This is a genomic window from Caulobacter sp. GW821-FHT09A05 (genome assembly GCF_059418465.1).
This window is the reverse complement of sequence record NZ_JBWKPX010000012.1, coordinates 85591-102070: the sequence shown is the minus strand read 5'-3', so window position 1 is coordinate 102070 and position 16480 is coordinate 85591. Positions and strand designations below refer to the sequence as shown.

Below are 16480 nucleotides of genomic sequence, written 5' to 3'. Positions count from 1 at the left end.
TGGGGGATTCGCCGCGGGAGGCATCGCATGAAGACCGTCCGGCTGCTCGGCGTCTGGGTCTGTCTGTTGCTGGGCCTGGCGATCGCCAACCTGGCGCTGCGCACGCCGCCGCCCCTGCCCGCCAACGCCCCGGCCGACCAGTTCTCGGCCGGGCGCGCCATGGCCGACGTCCGGGCCATCGGCCGCAAACCCCATCCGATCGGCTCGGCCGAGATCGTCCGGGTCCGCGACCACCTGCTCTCGCGGGTCAACGGCCTGGGGCTGGAGGTGCTGGTGCGGCCCGGCGAGGGCGTGCGCGAGGCGGCCCAGGGGTCGCCCCGTTCGGTGGCCGTCGGCGCGGTGCAGAACATCGTGGCCACCCTGCCCGGCGCCGATCGCGACGCCCCGGCGGTGCTGGTGATGAGCCACTACGACACCGTCCCCAACTCGCCCGGCGCGGCCGACGACTCGGCCGGCGTCGCCGCCGCCCTGGAGATCGCCCGCGCCCTGAAGGCCGGCCCGACTCCGGCCCGCGACGTGATCTTCCTGTTCACCGACGGCGAGGAGCCGGGCCTGCTGGGCGCCGAGGCCTTCTTCGCCCGCGACCCGCTGCGCGAGCATGTCGGCGTGGTGGTCAACATGGAGGCTCGGGGCGACGCCGGCCGGGCGGCCATGTTCCAGACCGGTCCCGACAGCGGCGACCTGATCCGCCTCTACGCCGGGAGCGCCCGGCAGCCGACCGCCAACTCGCTGGCCGCCGCCGTCTATGCGCGGATGCCCAACGACACCGACTTCACCCACGCCCTACGCAAGGGCCTGCCGGGGCTGAACTTCGCCTTCATCGACGACCAGCTGGCCTATCACACGCCGTTGGCCACGCCCGAGCACCTGAACCAGGGCAGCCTGCAGAACCTGGGCGACCAGGCCCTGCCCGCCGTCCGGGCCCTGGCCATGGGCGCGACCCTGCCTTCGAAGTCGCCGGACCTGATCTATTCCGACGTCCTGGCCCGGGGCCTGGTGGCCTATCCGGTGGAGGTCGGCTGGGCGATCCTGGCGTTGGCCGGGGTGCTGATCCTGTTCACCGGTTTCCGCGCCCTGCGCGGCAAGGCCGTGACCTTCGTCGAGATCCTGCGCGGAATCGCCGGCTTCCTGCTGCTGGGGGCCGGCGCGGTCCTGGCCCTGCACCTGGCCGGCCGGCTGATCGGGATCGGCGACCAGCAGCGCTACTACGCGATGCTGGGCCAATTCAACCTGCTGCTGCTGGGGGCCGGCGTCCTGCTGATCGGAGCGTGCCTGACCATCCTGATCCTGCAGGCGCGGGGCGGCGGCCGGATCTGGATCAGCCTGGTCGGCCTGGCGGCCGGGGGCGCCTGCAGTCTGGTCGGCGGTTTCGATCCGGTTGGCCTGGGCCTGGGGGTGGCGGTCGTCGTCCTGGCCTGGCTGAGCCTGGGCAAGGGCGTTGGCGTGTTCGGCGCCTGGCTTGGGGCGCTGCTGGTCGTGCTGGGCCTGGCGGTCACGGTGCAGGCCCTGCTGCCGGGCGGCTCGGTGATGCTGGCCTGGCCGCTGCTGGCCGCCAGCCTGGCGGCCGCCCTGGTCATGGCCGTGGGCGGGACCCGCGACCGCCGCGTCGCCTGGGTGCTGACCCTGGCCGTCGCCCTGATCGCCATCGCCGTCGTCGCCCAGCTGGGCGCCTGGGGGGCCTGGACCTTCGCCGGGGTGGGCCTGCAGGAGCCGGCCGTCCTGGCGGCCTTCGCCATCCTGGCCGCCCCGGCCCTGCTGCCCCTGGCCTTCGACTTCGCCGCCTATCGCGGGGCCCCGGTCTTCGCGGGCGTCGCCGTGGCGGCGGGCGTGGGGCTGCTGGCCTATGCCGGCCTGGGCGAAGGCGGGCCGGGCCGGCCGCAGCTGGCCGAGGCCAGCCACCTGGCCGACCTGTCGACCGGCACGGCCTGGCGGGTCTCGCCCCAGCCACGCCTGGATCCCTGGTCGCGGGTGGTGCTGTCGGACAACGACGCCAGGCCCGTGCGCCAGGCCTATCCGCCGCTCTACCGCGCCCCGGTGTGGATGGCCCCAACCGCCGTCCTGCCAGTCGAGCGGCCGGTGCTGTCGATCGACCGGGCCGGCGACCGCCTGCTGGTTCGCGCCATGCCGACCGCCGGCGCCGAGGTCCTGACCCTGCGCCTGCGACCCAGCATCGCCCTGCGCGAACCGCGCCTGAACGGCCGGCCGATCGCCCTGCCCACCCAGGCCGGCGAATGGACCAGCCTCAGCTACCACGCCCCCGACCCCAACGGCGTCACCCTCAGCTTCACCGCCCGCCCGGCCGGCAAGGTCGAGGTGGCCGTGGTCGAGATCCGCGACGGCTGGCCGCGCGGCGCCTCGGCCATCCCCGCCAAGCCGGCGGGGCTGATGGCCATGGGCTATTCGGACAAGACGATCGTGATGGATCGCGGGGCGTTGAGCTGGGCGGCGTATGTGGAGGGGGCGGACGGGGAATAGACCTTCTCCCCTTGCGGGAGAAGGTGTCGGCGAAGCCGACGGATGAGGGGTCGCACCGCCCTATCCGCCGTTCGCAGCTGGACCGACCTTCAACCCCTCATCCGACCTCGCTCCGCGAGGCCACCTTCTCCCGCAAGGGGAGAAGGGTTCGGGACCCGCCATCGCCGATCGACCGAAAGACCCTCGCGACGGCAAGATGCGGAACTTGGCCCTATTCCGCCGCCTGCTTGGCCGAATAGCCCAGCACGGCCTTGGTCTCGAGGAACTCGCCGAACGCGTGGTCGCCCCACTCGCGGCCGTTGCCGCTCATCTTGTAGCCGCCGAACGGGGCCATCAGGTCGGGGCCGGCGCCGTTCAGGATCACCTGGCCGGCCCGCAGCTTCGAGGCCACGACGCGCACCTGGTCCTGGTCATTGCCCGAGACATAGGCGGCCAGACCGTATTCGGTGTCGTTGCCGATCTCGACCGCCTGGTCGACGCCGTCATAGCCGAGGATCGCCAGCACCGGGCCGAAGATCTCTTCCTTGGCGATGGTCATGTCCGAGGTGACATTGGCGAAGACGGTCGGCTTGACGTAGTAGCCGGTCTCCAGCCCTTCCGGCTTGCCCGGACCGCCGGCCACCAGGGTCGCGCCCTCGTCGACGCCCTTCTGGATCAGGCCCTGGATCTTGTTCCACTGCACTTCGGAAACCACCGGACCCAGCTTGGAATTGCCGTTCGGGTCGCCGACCGTGTGGGCCTCGGCCGCGGCCTTGGCGATGGCGATCACCTCATCCATGCGCTTGCTGGGCACCAGCATCCGGGTCGGGGCGTTGCACGACTGGCCCGAGTTCATCATCACCGAGGCCACGCCGCCGCCGACCGCCTTCTGGAAGTCGGCGTCGTCGAGGATGATGTTGGGGCTCTTGCCGCCCAGTTCCTGGTGCACGCGCTTGACGGTCGGGGCGGCGTTGCGGGCCACCTCGATCCCGGCCCGGGTCGAGCCGGTGAACGACACCATGTCGACCTCGGGGTGCGAGCTCAGCGCCGCGCCCACCGTCGGTCCGTCGCCGTTGACCAGGTTGTAGACCCCGGCCGGCACGCCGGCGGCGGCCAGGATCTCGGTCCAGATCCAGGCCGAGAACGGGGCCACTTCCGAGGGCTTGAGCACCATGGTGCAGCCGGTGGCCAGGGCGGGCGCGACCTTGCAGGCGATCTGGTTGATCGGCCAGTTCCACGGGGTAATGAAGGCGCAGACCCCGATCGGCTCCTTGACCAGCCGGGTCGTGCCGCGGTCTTCCTCGAACTTGTAGTCCTTGAGCACCTGGAGGGCGGTCTGGACGTGGGCGATGCCCATGGCCGCCTGGGCGCGCTGGGCCAGCCACGACGGGGCGCCCATCTCCTCGGTGATGGCCTTGGCCATGTCCTCGAAGCGCTTCTGGTACTCGGCGATGATCCGCTCGAGCAGATCGACCCGCTCCTCGCGGCTGGTCCGGGAATAGCTGGCGAACGCCTTGCGGGCGGCGCGGACGGCGAGATCGACATCCTCGGCCGTGCCCAGGGTCACCCGGCCGGCGACGGCCTCGGTGGCCGGATTGATCACGTCCACGGTCTTGGAGCCTTTAGGCTCGACCCACTGACCGTCGATGTAGAACTTCAGGTAGTCGCGCATGCCGTGCTCCTCCGGGCTGGGGCGGTTCACGTCCGGAAGGACGACGGCCCTCGTTCAAACATCCATTTTAATGATCATTGATCACTGGGGAAGGCCTGATCGCTCGCCCGTCCTCGCCTCACCACATGGGATCGCGATCGGCGGCCTGGAAGACCTCGGCGATCCGCCGCCGATTGCCCGGCGTGACCTCGTCCGGCAGGGCGTCGGGCGCGAACCAGCCCACCCGGTGGATCTCGCCCTGGGCGCTGGCCGCGCAGGGCTCCCAGGCGTGGACGCGGTAGACCAGCACATGGTCGCCCGGATGGCGCGGCTCGTTGCTGTGGACCGACACCAGGGTCGGCCGGTCCAGCACGCGCACGCCGGCCTCCTCCTGCAACTCGCGGATCACCGCCGTCTCCGCCGTTTCGCCGCGCTCGACCCCGCCGCCCGGCAGGTGCCAGCCGGGAACATAGGTGTGCTCGATCAGCAGCACCCGTCCCTCGGCGTCGGTGACCACGCCGCGCACCCCCAGGGTCAGGCCCCGCCTGGCGCGGAACCAGGCATAGACGAGGGGACGGGTGAAGGGTTCGACACGGCGACGCCAGAGCATGGAGGGAACCTAGGATGTGCTCCTTCTCCTGTCATCCCGGGCATCGGCCTTGCAGGGAGCCCCGGCCCCCGCTAAAGCCCGGATCACATTTCAATCCGACAACGGACCCACGCTCATGCTCGCGATCGGCGTCATCGCCATTTTCCTGGCGGTCATCCTCGGCCTCAACAAGTTCGAGTTCGGCCGTTTCGACTAAGACCGTGACCACGCGCGGCGCGGCCCTGGTCACCGGCGCCGGCCGCCGGATCGGCCGCGCCCTGGCGCTCGAGGCCGCGCGGTGCGGCTTTGATGTCGCCGTCCATTACCGCACGGCCAAGGGCGACGTCCTGGCCGTCGCCGACGAGATCACGGCCCTGGGCCGCCGCGCCGCCGTCCTCGACGCCGAGCTGGCGGACGAGGACCAGGCCGCCAGCCTGGTCGCTCGCGCCAACCAGGCGCTGGGCCCCGTCACCCTGCTGATCAACAGCGCCTCGACTTTCGAGGACGACCGCCTGGCCACCGCGACCCGCCAGAGCTGGGACGCCCATCTGGACGCCAACCTGCGGGCCCCGGTCGTGCTGGCCCAGGCCTTCGCCGGCGCCCTGCCCGACGGCCGCTCGGGCCAGATCGTCAACATCGTCGACCAGCGCGTGCTCCGGCCCAATCCGCAGTTCTTCAGCTACAGCCTGTCCAAGGCCGGGCTGTGGTGGGTCACCCGGACGATGGCCCAGGACCTGGCGCCGCGCATCCGCGTCAACGCCATCGGCCCCGGCCCGACCCTGGCCTCGACGCATCAGGCGCCCGGCGAGTTCGAGCGCGAGGCCGCCGGCACGCCGCTGGAACGGGCCGTTTCGCTGGACGACATCGCCGCGGCCCTGCGCTACCTCATTGACGCCACGGCGGTCACGGGCCAGATGATCGCGGTCGACGCGGGTCAGCATCTGGGCTGGCGCACGCCGGACATCATCGGTTCCTGAGAGTCGCCGTGGCCGCCCAACCCCTGACCAATGCTCCCAACGACGCCCCGCGCCCCACGCCGGCCCGGGTGATCGTCACCAAGGTGTTCGTGCGCGGCCTGAAGGTCGACGCCTGGATCGGGGTCTACGACCACGAGCACGGCCGCCAGCAGCCCCTGGTCATCGACGTCGAGCTGGACGTGGCCGCCAGCCACTGCGAGGCCCTGGGCGACACGGTGAACTACGAGACCATCCTGCAGGCCGCACAAGCCATCGCCGCCGAGGGCCATATCGACCTGGTCGAGACCTTCGCCGAACGCCTGGCCCAGGCCAGCTTCGCCGACGGCCGCGTGACCCGCGCCCGGGTGCGGGTCGAAAAGCCCCTGGCCCTGGCCCCCCACGCCGCCGCGGCCGGGGTGGAAATCACCGCCGTCCGGGGGTGAGCCGCCGGTCATGAGCGAGCTCTCGCACAGCGCCCGCCTCTCCCCCTTCCAGCCCGAGACGGTCTGGACGCTGGAGGGCGCGGAGCTGGTCGAGCGCCGGGGCCGGCGCGAGTCGCGCTTTCCGCTGGCCGCCCTGACCTCGTTCCGCCTGGCCCGGCCGCGCTCCGGCGGGCGCCGCCGAGTGCTGACCCTGGCGTTCGGCCGCCGCAAGACGATCCTGACCGCCCAGAGCTATGTCGGCCCCGGCCGTTTCGACGACCGGCTGGCGAGCTTCTCGCTGTTCGTCCGCGCCGTGGCGGCTGTGGCCTCGGACCTGGCGCCCTCCAGCGAGAAAGGGGGCGCCCGCTTCGAACTGGCCGGCGTTATGGCCGCGCGCGAGGCCCTGACCTGGGTGATGGGCCTGCTGGCCTTCGGCACGGTGGTCATGCTGCTGCTGGCCTTCAGTCCGCACATGGCCGGCATGGCGATCGCCATCGCCGCCCGCCTGGCCTTCCTGCTGATCCTGCTCGCCGCGGCCCTGCCCTGGCTGGGACGCGGCCAGGGCCTGGACCCGCACGCCCTGCCGGACGACCTGCTGCCGTCGACATGAGGTCATCCCTCTCCCCCTGCGGGAGAGGGTGGCCCGCGAAGCGGGTCGGGTGAGGGGTCGCACCACCTCAGCCGTACACGGCTGATCCCACCTTCGCCCCCTCATCCGTCGGCTGCGCCGACACCTTCTCCCGCAAGGGGAGAAGGAAGCGCTCCACCTAACAGCACCTTCATTTGCATCCGCCGTCGTTTTTCGCGACCATCGTTCCATGAACCAAGCCGCCCCCGATCCCGCCGTCCCCCCTGCCCTGCAGGACGACAAGACCATGCCCGTGGTGGTCTACGCCCTCTATCTGGCCGCCCTGCTCTCGGCCGGCATGACCGCCGTGGTCGGGGTGATCCTGGCCTATGTCGGCAAAGGGGCCGCGCCGGAGTGGATACAGAGCCACTACGTCTTCCAGATCCGCACCTTCTGGCTGTCGCTGCTGTTCAGCGTGATCGGCCTGGTGCTGACGCCGATCGGCGTCGGCTTCGTGATCCTGCCGGCGGTCGGCATCTGGGTCGCGGTGCGATGCATCCTTGGCCTGTCCTGGCTGTTGAAGAACCAGGCCTATCCCACGCCGCGCAACTGGATGATCTGATGAGCGACGCCGCCCCCACCGCCCCCGACCGCGTCGATGAGGACAAGGTCCTGCCGATCGTGGTCTACGCCCTGTACCTGCTGGGCTTCACCAACGGCCTGACCGTCCTGGCCGGGCTGATCGTCGCCTATCTCAATCGCGAGACGGCCGGGCCGATCAACGCCAGCCACTACACCTTCGCGATCCGCACCTTCTGGCTGTCGATCTGGTGGTTCCTGATCGGCCTGGCCCTGTTCCTGGTGGGCCTGGCGCTGGCGGTGCTGCTGATCGGCATTCCGATGCTGATCGTCGGCGGCGCGATCATGGCGGCGATCGGCGTGTTCTTCGCCGTGCGCTGCATCCTGGGCCTGGTCTATCTGCTGAAGGGCGAGGCCTATCCGCGGCCCCTGGCCTGGCTGATCTGACGCGGTCGCCCATAAAAAAATCCCGGAGCGCCAAGGCCCTCCGGGATCTTCAATCCAACGCTCGAAGCCGGCCTTAGGCCGCCACCAGCTCCCGCCGCACCAGGCGGGCGTATTCGTCCATCAGCGACAGCGACAGCGCGCCCGGGGTGAACCGGAACTCGCCGATTTCCGACACCGGGGTGACCTCGGCGGCCGTGCCGACGATGAAGCACTCGGTGAAGGTGGCCAGTTCCGACTTGTCGATGTGGCGTTCGACCACCTCGATCCCGCGTTGGCGCGCGATCTGGATCACCGTCTGGCGGGTGATGCCGTTCAGGATGCAGTCGGGGGTCGGGGTGTGCAGCACGCCGTCCTTGACGAAGAACACGTTGGCGCCGGTCGCCTCGGCGATGTAGCCGCGATAGTCGACCATCATCGCGTCGGCATAGCCGTCCTTTTCGGCGGCGTGCTTGGAGATGGTGCAGATCATGTAGAGCCCGGCGGCCTTGGCGGCGGTCGGGATGGTGTTCGGGGCCGGGCGGTCGTACTTGGCCCAGGTCAGGCGGATGCCCTTGGCCTTGGTCGCCGGGTCGAAATAGCTGGGCCATTCCCACACGGCGATGGCCACGTGGATCCTGGTCTGCTGGGCCGAGACGCCGATCATCTCGCTGCCGCGCCAGGCGATCGGCCGGACATAGCAGTCGGTCAGGCCGTTCTTGGCCGCGGTCGCCTTGCACGCCTCGTCGATCTGCTCCACCGTGTAGGGGATCTTGAAATCGAGGATTTCGGCCGATTTGAACAGGCGCTCGGTATGCTCGGTCAGCTTGAAGATCTCGCCGCCATACATCCGCTCGCCCTCGAACACCGACGAGGCGTAATGCAGGCCGTGCGTCAATACGTGCACCTTCGCGTCCCGCCAGGCGACGAACTGGCCATCCAGCCAGATCCAACCATCGCGATCATCGAAGGGAACGAGAGACATCGGTCAAAGACCTCCTTATTTGGAACCCGGTTCTTAGACGCTCCGAGCCGCGGAAGGTCAAATAAAATGGACGCAAGCTGATGGCCGGGCCGCTTTCATCGGGACCGCCGGGGGGCGCGATGGGAGGCATGTCTCCCGGCTCGACCGACCCCCGCCTGATCCTCGGCGAGGAGCAGCTGGACGGCGGGCTGGAGCTGCTGCTGCTGGCCGAGGCGGGCCTGTGGGCGGCGGTCGACGCGGCCCTGGAGGGCGAGGGGCCGGGCCTGGGCCGTTCCCACTGGCGCGCCGCCTTCCTGCTGCGCCGCCGCCCCGGTATCGGCGTCCAGGACCTGTCGAAGCTGACCAGCCTGTCCAAGCAGGCGGCCAGCAAGACCCTGGCGGACCTGCAGCGGCTGAACCTGGCCCGGAAGGCGGCCGGCGACCTGGACGCCCGTCGCCGGCCGGCCGAGCTGACCCCCGAGGGGATCGCCTTCGAATACCGGGTGGCCGAGCGCCTGCGCACCCTGCTGGGCCGCGCCTATCGCACCGGCGGCCTGGACGGGGTGGCGGGAACGCGCCGGATCCTGGCGGCCCTGGCCGGACCGCGCCAGGGCGTCGGCCTCAATCGTCGGGACGGGCTATGACTCCAGAGGAACGCGGGGACCGCCACCTGCTGGTCATCGACGACGACGACCGCATCCGCACCCTGCTCAAGGAATTCCTGACCCGCGCCGGCTTCCGGGTCAGCGCCGCGGCCGACGCCGCCCACGCCGACCGGCTGACCGGGTCGATGGACTTCGACCTGCTGGTGCTGGACGTGATGATGCCGGGCGAGGACGGCTTTTCGTTCACCAAGCGACTGCGCGCCCGGGGCGGCGAGGCCGGCCAGACCCCGATCCTGATGCTGACGGCCCGCGACCAGACCCGGGACCGGATCGAGGGCCTGACCCACGGGGCCGACGACTACCTGGCCAAGCCCTTCGAGCCGCGCGAACTGCTGCTGCGCATCGAGTCGATCCTGCGCCGGTCCGCGCCCAAGCCGTCGGGTCCGCGCGCGCTCAGCCTGGGCGATTGCGCCTTCGAGCCCGAGCGCGGCGAGCTGACCCGAGACGGCGAGCCGATCCGCCTGACCGAGGCCGAGGTCGCCCTGCTGCGCCGCCTGGCCCGCGCGGCCCACGCCCCGGTCGACCGTCTGGAGCTGGCGCGCGACACCGTCGACGCCACCGGCCGCGCCGTCGACGTCCAGGTCACCCGCCTGCGCCGCAAGATCGAGCCGGATCCGAAGAATCCGCGATATCTGCAGACCGTGCGCGGCATCGGCTATCGGCTGGCGCCGGACTGATGATGATTCTTGTTTCAAGGCCTTCTCCGAATTCCGGATGTGGAAGGCTCCTCCCAATATTTCAGCCGTCATTCCGGGCCTTGTGCCCGGAACCCCTGGTTCAGCTTGCACGTGAGACGCAAGCGGTTCGCCAGCGAACCGCCCCTCCCGCACCTGCGGCGGACAGAGGGGTTCCGGGCACAAGGCCCGGAATGACGGACGTTAGATGTGGTGAGGCTTTCGCGGATCATCGGGGGAGGACCTAGTGTTCCGCCTCCGCGCCCGGCTCTACATCCCGCGCCAGATCAAGCGGTGGCTGCCGACCTCGCTGTTCGGCCGCAGCCTGCTGATCATCGTCCTGCCGGTGGCGGTGATGCAGATCGCCGTCACCTGGGCGTTCTTCGACGCCCACTGGGAGACCGTCACCAGCCGCCTGTCCGAGGGCCTGGCCGGCGACGTCGCCTGGGCGGTCCAGACCTACAAGGACGACCCCTCGCCCCGGGCGCTGGACAAGATGGCCGAGCGGGCCGAGGAATCGATGTCGCTGTCGATCGCCCTGCAGAAGGGCCGCAAGCTGCCGACCGGCCAGAGGCCGTCGCTGTTCGCCTCGCTGGACCGCTCGCTGCGGACGGCGCTGGATGACCGGCTGGACGATCCGTTCTGGTTCGACACCACCCGCTATCCCGGACACGTCGACATCCGCGTGCAGGTCAAGGAAGGGGTGCTGCGGATCATCGCCCCGCGCGACCGGGCCTTCGCCACCCAGGGCCACATCTTCATCCTGTGGATGGTGGTGGCGACCCTGCTGCTGACCGCCGTGGCCATCCTGTTCATCCGCAATCAGGTGCGAGCCATCGAGCGGCTGGCCGACGCCGCCGACGCCTTCGGGCGCGGCATCGACCAGGCCGCGTTCAAGCCGCATGGCGCGCGCGAGGTGCGCAAGGCGGCCACGGCCTTCCTGGCCATGAAGGCCCGCATCCAGCGCCATATCGAGCAGCGCACGGCCCTGCTGGCCAGCGTCAGCCACGACCTGCGCACCCCCCTGACCCGCCTGAAGCTGGAGATCGCCCTGGCCGAGCCCAGCCCGCAGCTGGAGGCCATGGCGCGGGACCTGTCCGAAATGGAGCACATGATCGACGAGTACCTGGCCTTCGCCCGCGGCGAAGGGGGCGAGGAGGCCCGCCAGGTCCTGCTGCGCCCCCTGATCGAGGGCGTGTGCGAGGGCGCGGCCCGCGCGGGCGCCAAGGTCGAGCTGTCGATCGGCGACGACCTGACGGCGATCCTGCGACCCAACGCCTTCAAGCGGGCCTTGGCCAACCTGATCGACAACGCCGCCGCCCACGGCGAGACCGTGCGGGTCTCGTCCACCGCCGCTCCGGCCGGCGGGGTGTGGATCTTCGTCGACGACGACGGCCCCGGCATCCCCGAGGACCGCCACGAGGAGGCCTTCCGCCCGTTCAACCGCCTGGACGAGTCGCGGAACCAGAACGAGAAGGGCGTGGGGCTGGGGCTGGCGATCGCGCGCGACATGGCGCGGGGCCTGGGCGGAGAGCTGACGCTGCAGCGGTCGCCGTTGGGGGGACTCAGGGCGGTGTTGAGGTTGCCGGGTTGATCTCAGATTCAGCCTATTCCCCAACAGTTGTCATCCCGGAAAGCGCGCAGCGCTCGTCCGGGACCCAGGTGAACTGCAAAGCGCCAGCCCAGTTCCCTGGGTCCCGGACAGCCTCTGCGAGGCTTCCGGGATGACAACGCTTGGAGCGATCCTTACCGCATCGCCGCTTCGATGAACCGCGGTCCCGGCTCGCGCATCGCCCGCGCCATCGCCGCGTCGAACGCCTCGGCGGTCTCGACCCGCTCGGCGGACAGGCCCAGCCCACCCGCCACCGAGACCCAGTCGATCCGCGGATCGGAAAGATCCAGCAGGCGCGAGGCCGCCGGACCCGGCTCGCCGCCGCCGGTGCGGCCCATCTCGATGCCGAGGATGCGGTAGGCGTGGTTAGCGAACACCACCACGGTGACGTCCAGCTTCTCGCGGGCGATCGTCCACAGGCCCTGGACCGTGTACATGCCCGCCCCGTCGCCGTTCAGGCTCAGCACCTTGCGGTCCGGACAGGCGACGGCCGCGCCGATGGCCAGCGGGATCCCCTGGCCGATCGCCCCGCCGGTCAGGGACAGCCAGTCGTGGGCCCGGGCGTTGCGGGTCTGGGTGAAGATCGGCAGGCCGGCGGTCACCGCGTCGTCGGAGATGATCCCTCCGGCCGGCATGTGGCGGGCGATCGCCGCGCCCATGGCCCAGGCGTCCAGCTTGCCGGCGGGGGCCGGGGGCGGCGCATGGGGCTCGACCGGTCCGTCCACCGGCGCATCCAGAAGGTCCGCCAGGGCGTCCAGCGCCGCCGCCGCGTCGGCGCCCCGGTCGCAGAGCGCCAGGGTCGCGCAGCCGTCGGGAACCAGCACGCTGGGCCGGTCGGGATAGGCGAAGAAGGCCACGGGCTCGGCGGTGGCGACCAGGACCATCAGGTCGACGCCCTCCAGGTCCTTCAGGGCCTGCTCGCCGAAATAGGGCAGCTTGTCGGGCCGGAACCGGCCCTCGCCGCGCGCCTGGCGGGCGGTGAAGGTGTCGGTCAGGACGCGCACGCCGGTCGCGGCGATCCGCCCGGCGGCGGCGACGGCCGCCTCGCCGCACGCGCCGCTTCCCAGCAGCAGGACGGGCCTGGCCGCGGCCTTCAGGGCCTTGGCCGCCGTCGCGACCACGGCCGGGTCCGGCGCGCGGAAGCGGGGACGCTCCGCCACCGGTCCCGCGACGGCGGTCTCGTCCCAGGCGCTGTCGGCCGGCAGGATCAGGCAGGCGTTCCCGCCCGGCGCGCCAAGGCTGGCGGCCACCGCCTCCGCGGCCAGAGGCCCGACCGCGTCGGCGCTGTCGGCCGACTTGACCCACAGCGAATTGGGCGCGGCCAGGGCGGCGATGTCGGAGTTCAGCGGCGCGTCGTAGCGGCGATGATCGACGGCATGGTCGCCGATGACGTTGACGATCGGGGTAAAGGCCCGCCGGGCGTTGTGCAGGTTGGCCGCGCCGTTGGCGTAGCCGGGGCCCAGGTGCAGCAGGGTGCAGGCCGGCGTCCCGGTCATCCGCCCGTAGCCGTCGGCGGCGCCGGTCGCCACGCCCTCGAACAGGCACAGCACGCTGCGCATCCGCGGCTCGCGGTCCAGGGCCGCGACGAACTGCATCTCGCTGGTGCCGGGATTGGCGAAGCAGGCGGTGACGCCGTTGTCGGCCAGGGTGGTGATCAGGGCGTCGGCGCCGTTCATCCGTTCTCCTTCAAGACAGCACCATCACCCCGTCGTCGGGCTCTTCGGCGAACAGCCGCGCCAGTTCCGCCGGCCGCCGTTCGCGGGCCAGGGCCTGGTTGATGTAGCCCTTGTCGGTCAGTTCGCCGCTGGCCGCATCGGGCGCGCCGTCCAGGATCAGGGCGCGGATCACCTTGCCGCCGCCCTTGGCCAGGCCGTTCAGCCGTTCCAGCCCGGCCCGGATCGCCGCCCGCACCGCCTCGGGCTCGCCGATCCGCGCGGCCGCCTTGGGGTCGAGGAACAGCATCAGCCCGACGCCCTCGCGTCCCTCGCCGCAGACCACCGCGTCCGACACCGCCCCGGCGATCGCCGAGATCGCCGCCACCCGCAGGGCGCCGGCCACCACGAACGTGCCGTTGGCCAGCTTGAAGTTCTCGACCAGCCGCCCGTCGAACACCAGTCCGGCCGAGGGGTCCAGCCGGTCGGCCAGCCTCGCCGCGTCGCCCAGGCGATAGAAGCCGTCCTCGTCGAACGCCGCCGCCGAGGCCTCGGGCATGTCGAGGTAGCCCGGCGAGACCTGCGGCCCCTTCACGCGGATCTCGAACTTGTCGGGCGGGCCGTCGGGGGCCGGGACCAGCTTGACCGCCGTGCCGGGGGTGGGCAGGCCGATCATGCCGGAGCGGGCGTTCAGCCAGTGGATGTTGCAGGCGGTCGGGCCGGTCTCGGTGGCCCCGTAGCCGGCGGCGAAGGTCACCCGGCAGCCGATCGTCCGCAGGGCCACCGCCTCGACGCGGTCGAGGATCGACTGGGCCATCGACGCCCCGCCGTACTGCAGCACCCGCACTTTCTCGAAGAACTTCGCCGCCAGGGCCGGATCGCGCTCCAGCTCGCCGACCAGCAGGCCCCAGCCGGCCGGGACCATGTTGTGATAGGTGGTCGCCACATCGCGCAGATTGCGCACCGTCTCGTCGAACCTGCCAGCCAGCGGCTGGCCGGCGTCGATATAAAGACTCCCGCCCCGGTGCAGCACCATGTGCAGGATGGCGTTGGCGCCCAGGCTGTGGCTCCAGGGCGCGGAATTGACCAGAACCGGCGGGTCGGGATCCTCATAGCAGGCGGCGATCTGGGCGGCGTTCAGGGCGATGTTGGCGTGGGTGCAGATCACCGCCTTGGGCCGGCCGGTCGAGCCCGAGGTCAGCAACAGCTTGGCCACGTCGTCGGGCCGGCAGACGGGGGGTTGGGGATCCGAGTCCTGGAGGGACTCGAAGGTCAGGTCGCCGTCGCGGGCGTTGCGGCTGGCGATCACCGGCAGGCCGGCCAGGAACGGCGCGGCCAGGGCGTCGGCGAAGGCTTCGGCGTCGTCGACATAGACCGCCGCCGGCTTCAGCCGCTCGATCGCGAAGGCCAGGCGGGAAAGGTCCGCGCCCTTCTGGCCGTACTGCGGCGAGACCGGCGCGATCGGCGCGCCCAGGCTCATGGCCGCATAGCCGATCAGGGCGTTGTCGATCCCGTTGCGCGCCAGGACCAGCAGGGGCTCGCCGCGCGACAGGCCCAGCTTCGCAAGGCCGCCGGCCAGGCGGGCGACCTGACCGGCCGCCTCCGCATAGGTCGCCGTCCGCCACCCGGCCGCGCCCTCGCCCCCCGCCGCGTCGGGCCGCTCGGCCAGCCAGACGCGATGCGGGGCCTGGGACGCCCAGCGGACCAGCGGCGCGGTCACGGTCTGGACGGTGGTCGAATAGGGGGTGGGGTTGCGCAGGATCAGGACGTCGCCGCGCCGCTCGACCTCCAGCGCCCGGGGCGCGTAGCGGGCGTCGCGAAACGGCGCGTGGGTCTCTGACGTCCCATCCATGCGGGGAGTGTTAACTGGAGTTACTCAGGTGGCAATCCCACCTCTTGATCCGCTCATCCCGGCGAATGCCGGGACCCAGATGGAATAGCGGTGTAGTGCATTCCATTGGCTCGGCGCTCTTCCAATCATCCCCTCCGCTACGGGATCTGGGTCCCGGCATTCGCCGGGATGGGCGGTTTTAAGGGGGGGGAAGCCGCCGCCTGTCCCCGCCTCCGCTCCAGCCACAGCCGTTCGGCCGGCGCCGGATCCAGCGCCAGGGCCCGATCATAGGCCGCCAGCGCCTCCACGCCGCGGCCCAGCCGGGCCAGCAGGTCGGCGCGCACGGCGTGGAACGGGCCGAAGTCGCGGAAGGCGACGGAGTCCAACCAGTCCACCTCGGCCAGGGCCTGGGCCGGCCCCGCCACCTCGGCCACCGCCACGGCGCGGTTGAGCCGCACCACCGCGTCGTCGCGCCAGGTCAGCAGGGCGTCATAGAGGGCCAGCACGGTCGGCCAGGGCGCGGGCTCGCCCAGGCTGGCGCGCGCGCACCAGGCCGCGTGGATCGCCGCCTGCAGCTGCCTTGGCCCCGGCTGGCGACGACTGGCGGCGGCGCGCAGCAGCCGCTCGGCCTCGAGGATCAGCGGTCGCCGCCACAGGGCCGGGTCCTGCTCGGACAGCGGCGTCATCGCCCCGTCGTCGTCCAGCCGCGCCGGGCGGCGAGCTTCGGCGTAGCGGACCAGGGCGGCGAAGGCCAGGCACTCGGGCTCGTCGGGTAGCAGCTCGGCCAGCACGGCGGTCAGGTCCAGCATCTCCTTGGCGTAACCGGCGTGCTGCCCCGCCCCGGCCGCGTCCTCGTGCGCCTTGGCGTAGGCGATCTCCAGGGTCGACAGCACCGCCCCGATCCGCTCGGGCCAGGCCTCGGGGCCGGGAACCTCGAAGGCGACGCCCGCCTCGGCGATCTTGCGCTTGGCCCGCACCAGCCTCTGGGCCAGGGTCGGCTCGGCCACCAGGAAGGCGCGGGCGATCTCCTGGGTGCTCAGGCCGCAGACCAGCCGCAGGGTCAGGGCCGCGCGGGCGTCGGGGGCCACGGCCGGGTGACAGCAGACGAAGATCAGCCGCAGCCGCTCATCCGGGATCAGGCGGGCGTCGTCGATCATGACCTCCTCCGCGCTGGGCGGCGGCGACGGCGGATCGGGAACCAGCCGGGTCCGCACGCCGCGCCGCCGCAGCATGTCCAGCGCCCGCCGCTGGGCGACGCTGTAGAGCCAGGCGGCGGGGTCGCGGGGTTCCCCGTCGTTCGGCCAGGCCTGGGCCGCCTTCAGGCAGGCCTCGGCGAAGGCCTCCTCGGCCAGGTCCAGGTCGCGGAACCTGGCGGCCAGGGCGGCGATCACCCGCCCGCCGTGCGCCCGCGCCGCCTGGTCGAGAAGGCTCCTCGCCATG

Annotated in this window: 16 protein-coding genes; 10 read left to right on the top strand and 6 right to left on the bottom strand. The window is 71.5% G+C overall.

Annotated features, from left to right (window positions below):
• The first annotated feature begins 27 nt into the window (after window positions 1–27).
• On the top strand, window positions 28–2475 hold the full coding sequence (locus tag AC07NX_RS13545) for a M28 family metallopeptidase (RefSeq protein WP_494642413.1): 2448 nt from the start codon (window positions 28–30) through the stop codon (window positions 2473–2475).
• Window positions 2476–2686: 211 nt separating this feature from the next.
• Here the strand turns inward: AC07NX_RS13545 and AC07NX_RS13540 are convergent, their stop codons facing one another.
• Together AC07NX_RS13540 and AC07NX_RS13535 are read right to left on the bottom strand one after the other, a co-directional pair.
• Window positions 2687–4126 carry an aldehyde dehydrogenase family protein gene (locus tag AC07NX_RS13540; RefSeq protein WP_494642411.1) on the bottom strand — a complete coding sequence of 480 codons (1440 nt, stop codon included), beginning with the start codon at window positions 4124–4126 and terminating at the stop codon, window positions 2687–2689.
• A 118-nt stretch (window positions 4127–4244) separates the two neighbouring features.
• On the bottom strand, window positions 4245–4715 hold the full coding sequence (locus AC07NX_RS13535; protein ID WP_494642410.1) for an NUDIX domain-containing protein: 471 nt from the start codon (window positions 4713–4715) through the stop codon (window positions 4245–4247).
• A 16-nt stretch (window positions 4716–4731) separates the two neighbouring features.
• On the opposite strand from AC07NX_RS13535, the gene AC07NX_RS13530 reads away from it, so the two are divergent.
• The 6 genes from AC07NX_RS13530 (at window position 4732) to AC07NX_RS13505 (ending at window position 7666) form a co-directional block, all read left to right on the top strand.
• Window positions 4732–4911 (top strand): hypothetical protein, encoded by a 180-nt coding sequence (locus AC07NX_RS13530; RefSeq protein ID WP_494642408.1) that lies wholly within the window; start codon window positions 4732–4734, stop codon window positions 4909–4911.
• A 4-nt stretch (window positions 4912–4915) separates the two neighbouring features.
• Complete coding sequence (locus AC07NX_RS13525) at window positions 4916–5671, top strand: SDR family oxidoreductase (protein ID WP_494642407.1); 756 nt, start codon at window positions 4916–4918, stop codon at window positions 5669–5671.
• A 23-nt stretch (window positions 5672–5694) separates the two neighbouring features.
• Window positions 5695–6093, top strand: coding sequence for a dihydroneopterin aldolase (gene folB, locus AC07NX_RS13520; RefSeq protein WP_494642495.1), 399 nt, complete (start codon window positions 5695–5697; stop codon window positions 6091–6093).
• 10 nt (window positions 6094–6103) lie between these two features.
• On the top strand, window positions 6104–6682 hold the full coding sequence (locus tag AC07NX_RS13515) for a hypothetical protein (protein ID WP_494642406.1): 579 nt from the start codon (window positions 6104–6106) through the stop codon (window positions 6680–6682).
• A 208-nt stretch (window positions 6683–6890) separates the two neighbouring features.
• Window positions 6891–7262, top strand: coding sequence for a DUF4870 family protein (locus AC07NX_RS13510; protein WP_494642404.1), 372 nt, complete (start codon window positions 6891–6893; stop codon window positions 7260–7262).
• Complete coding sequence (locus AC07NX_RS13505) at window positions 7262–7666, top strand: DUF4870 family protein (protein ID WP_494642403.1); 405 nt, start codon at window positions 7262–7264, stop codon at window positions 7664–7666. Before AC07NX_RS13510 ends, AC07NX_RS13505 begins: the two co-directional genes overlap by 1 nt.
• A 73-nt stretch (window positions 7667–7739) precedes the next feature.
• Here AC07NX_RS13505 and AC07NX_RS13500 read toward each other — a convergent pair whose 3' ends face one another.
• Window positions 7740–8627, bottom strand: a complete 888-nt coding sequence (locus tag AC07NX_RS13500) for a branched-chain amino acid aminotransferase (RefSeq protein ID WP_494642401.1) — start codon at window positions 8625–8627, stop codon at window positions 7740–7742.
• A 119-nt stretch (window positions 8628–8746) separates the two neighbouring features.
• Between AC07NX_RS13500 and AC07NX_RS13495 the strand changes: the two genes are divergently transcribed.
• From AC07NX_RS13495 to AC07NX_RS13485, 3 genes are all read left to right on the top strand, one after another.
• A complete protein-coding gene (locus tag AC07NX_RS13495; protein WP_494642400.1) occupies window positions 8747–9250 on the top strand; it encodes a MarR family winged helix-turn-helix transcriptional regulator in 504 nt (167 codons plus the stop codon).
• On the top strand, window positions 9247–9948 hold the full coding sequence (locus AC07NX_RS13490) for a response regulator (RefSeq protein ID WP_494642399.1): 702 nt from the start codon (window positions 9247–9249) through the stop codon (window positions 9946–9948). Before AC07NX_RS13495 ends, AC07NX_RS13490 begins: the two co-directional genes overlap by 4 nt.
• Window positions 9949–10192: 244 nt before the next feature.
• Window positions 10193–11539 carry an ATP-binding protein gene (locus AC07NX_RS13485; protein WP_494642398.1) on the top strand — a complete coding sequence of 449 codons (1347 nt, stop codon included), beginning with the start codon at window positions 10193–10195 and terminating at the stop codon, window positions 11537–11539.
• Window positions 11540–11691: 152 nt separating this feature from the next.
• Here AC07NX_RS13485 and AC07NX_RS13480 read toward each other — a convergent pair whose 3' ends face one another.
• From AC07NX_RS13480 to AC07NX_RS13470, 3 genes are all read right to left on the bottom strand, one after another.
• Complete coding sequence (locus tag AC07NX_RS13480) at window positions 11692–13233, bottom strand: acetolactate synthase large subunit (protein ID WP_494642396.1); 1542 nt, start codon at window positions 13231–13233, stop codon at window positions 11692–11694.
• A gap of 10 nt (window positions 13234–13243) precedes the next feature.
• Entirely contained in the window at window positions 13244–15061 is a 1818-nt protein-coding gene (locus AC07NX_RS13475; protein ID WP_494642395.1) for a feruloyl-CoA synthase, read from the bottom strand.
• Window positions 15062–15198: 137 nt separating this feature from the next.
• Window positions 15199–16479: an RNA polymerase sigma factor gene (locus AC07NX_RS13470; RefSeq protein WP_494642394.1), complete on the bottom strand. Its 1281-nt coding sequence runs from the start codon at window positions 16477–16479 to the stop codon at window positions 15199–15201.
• Window position 16480 lies beyond the last annotated feature (1 nt).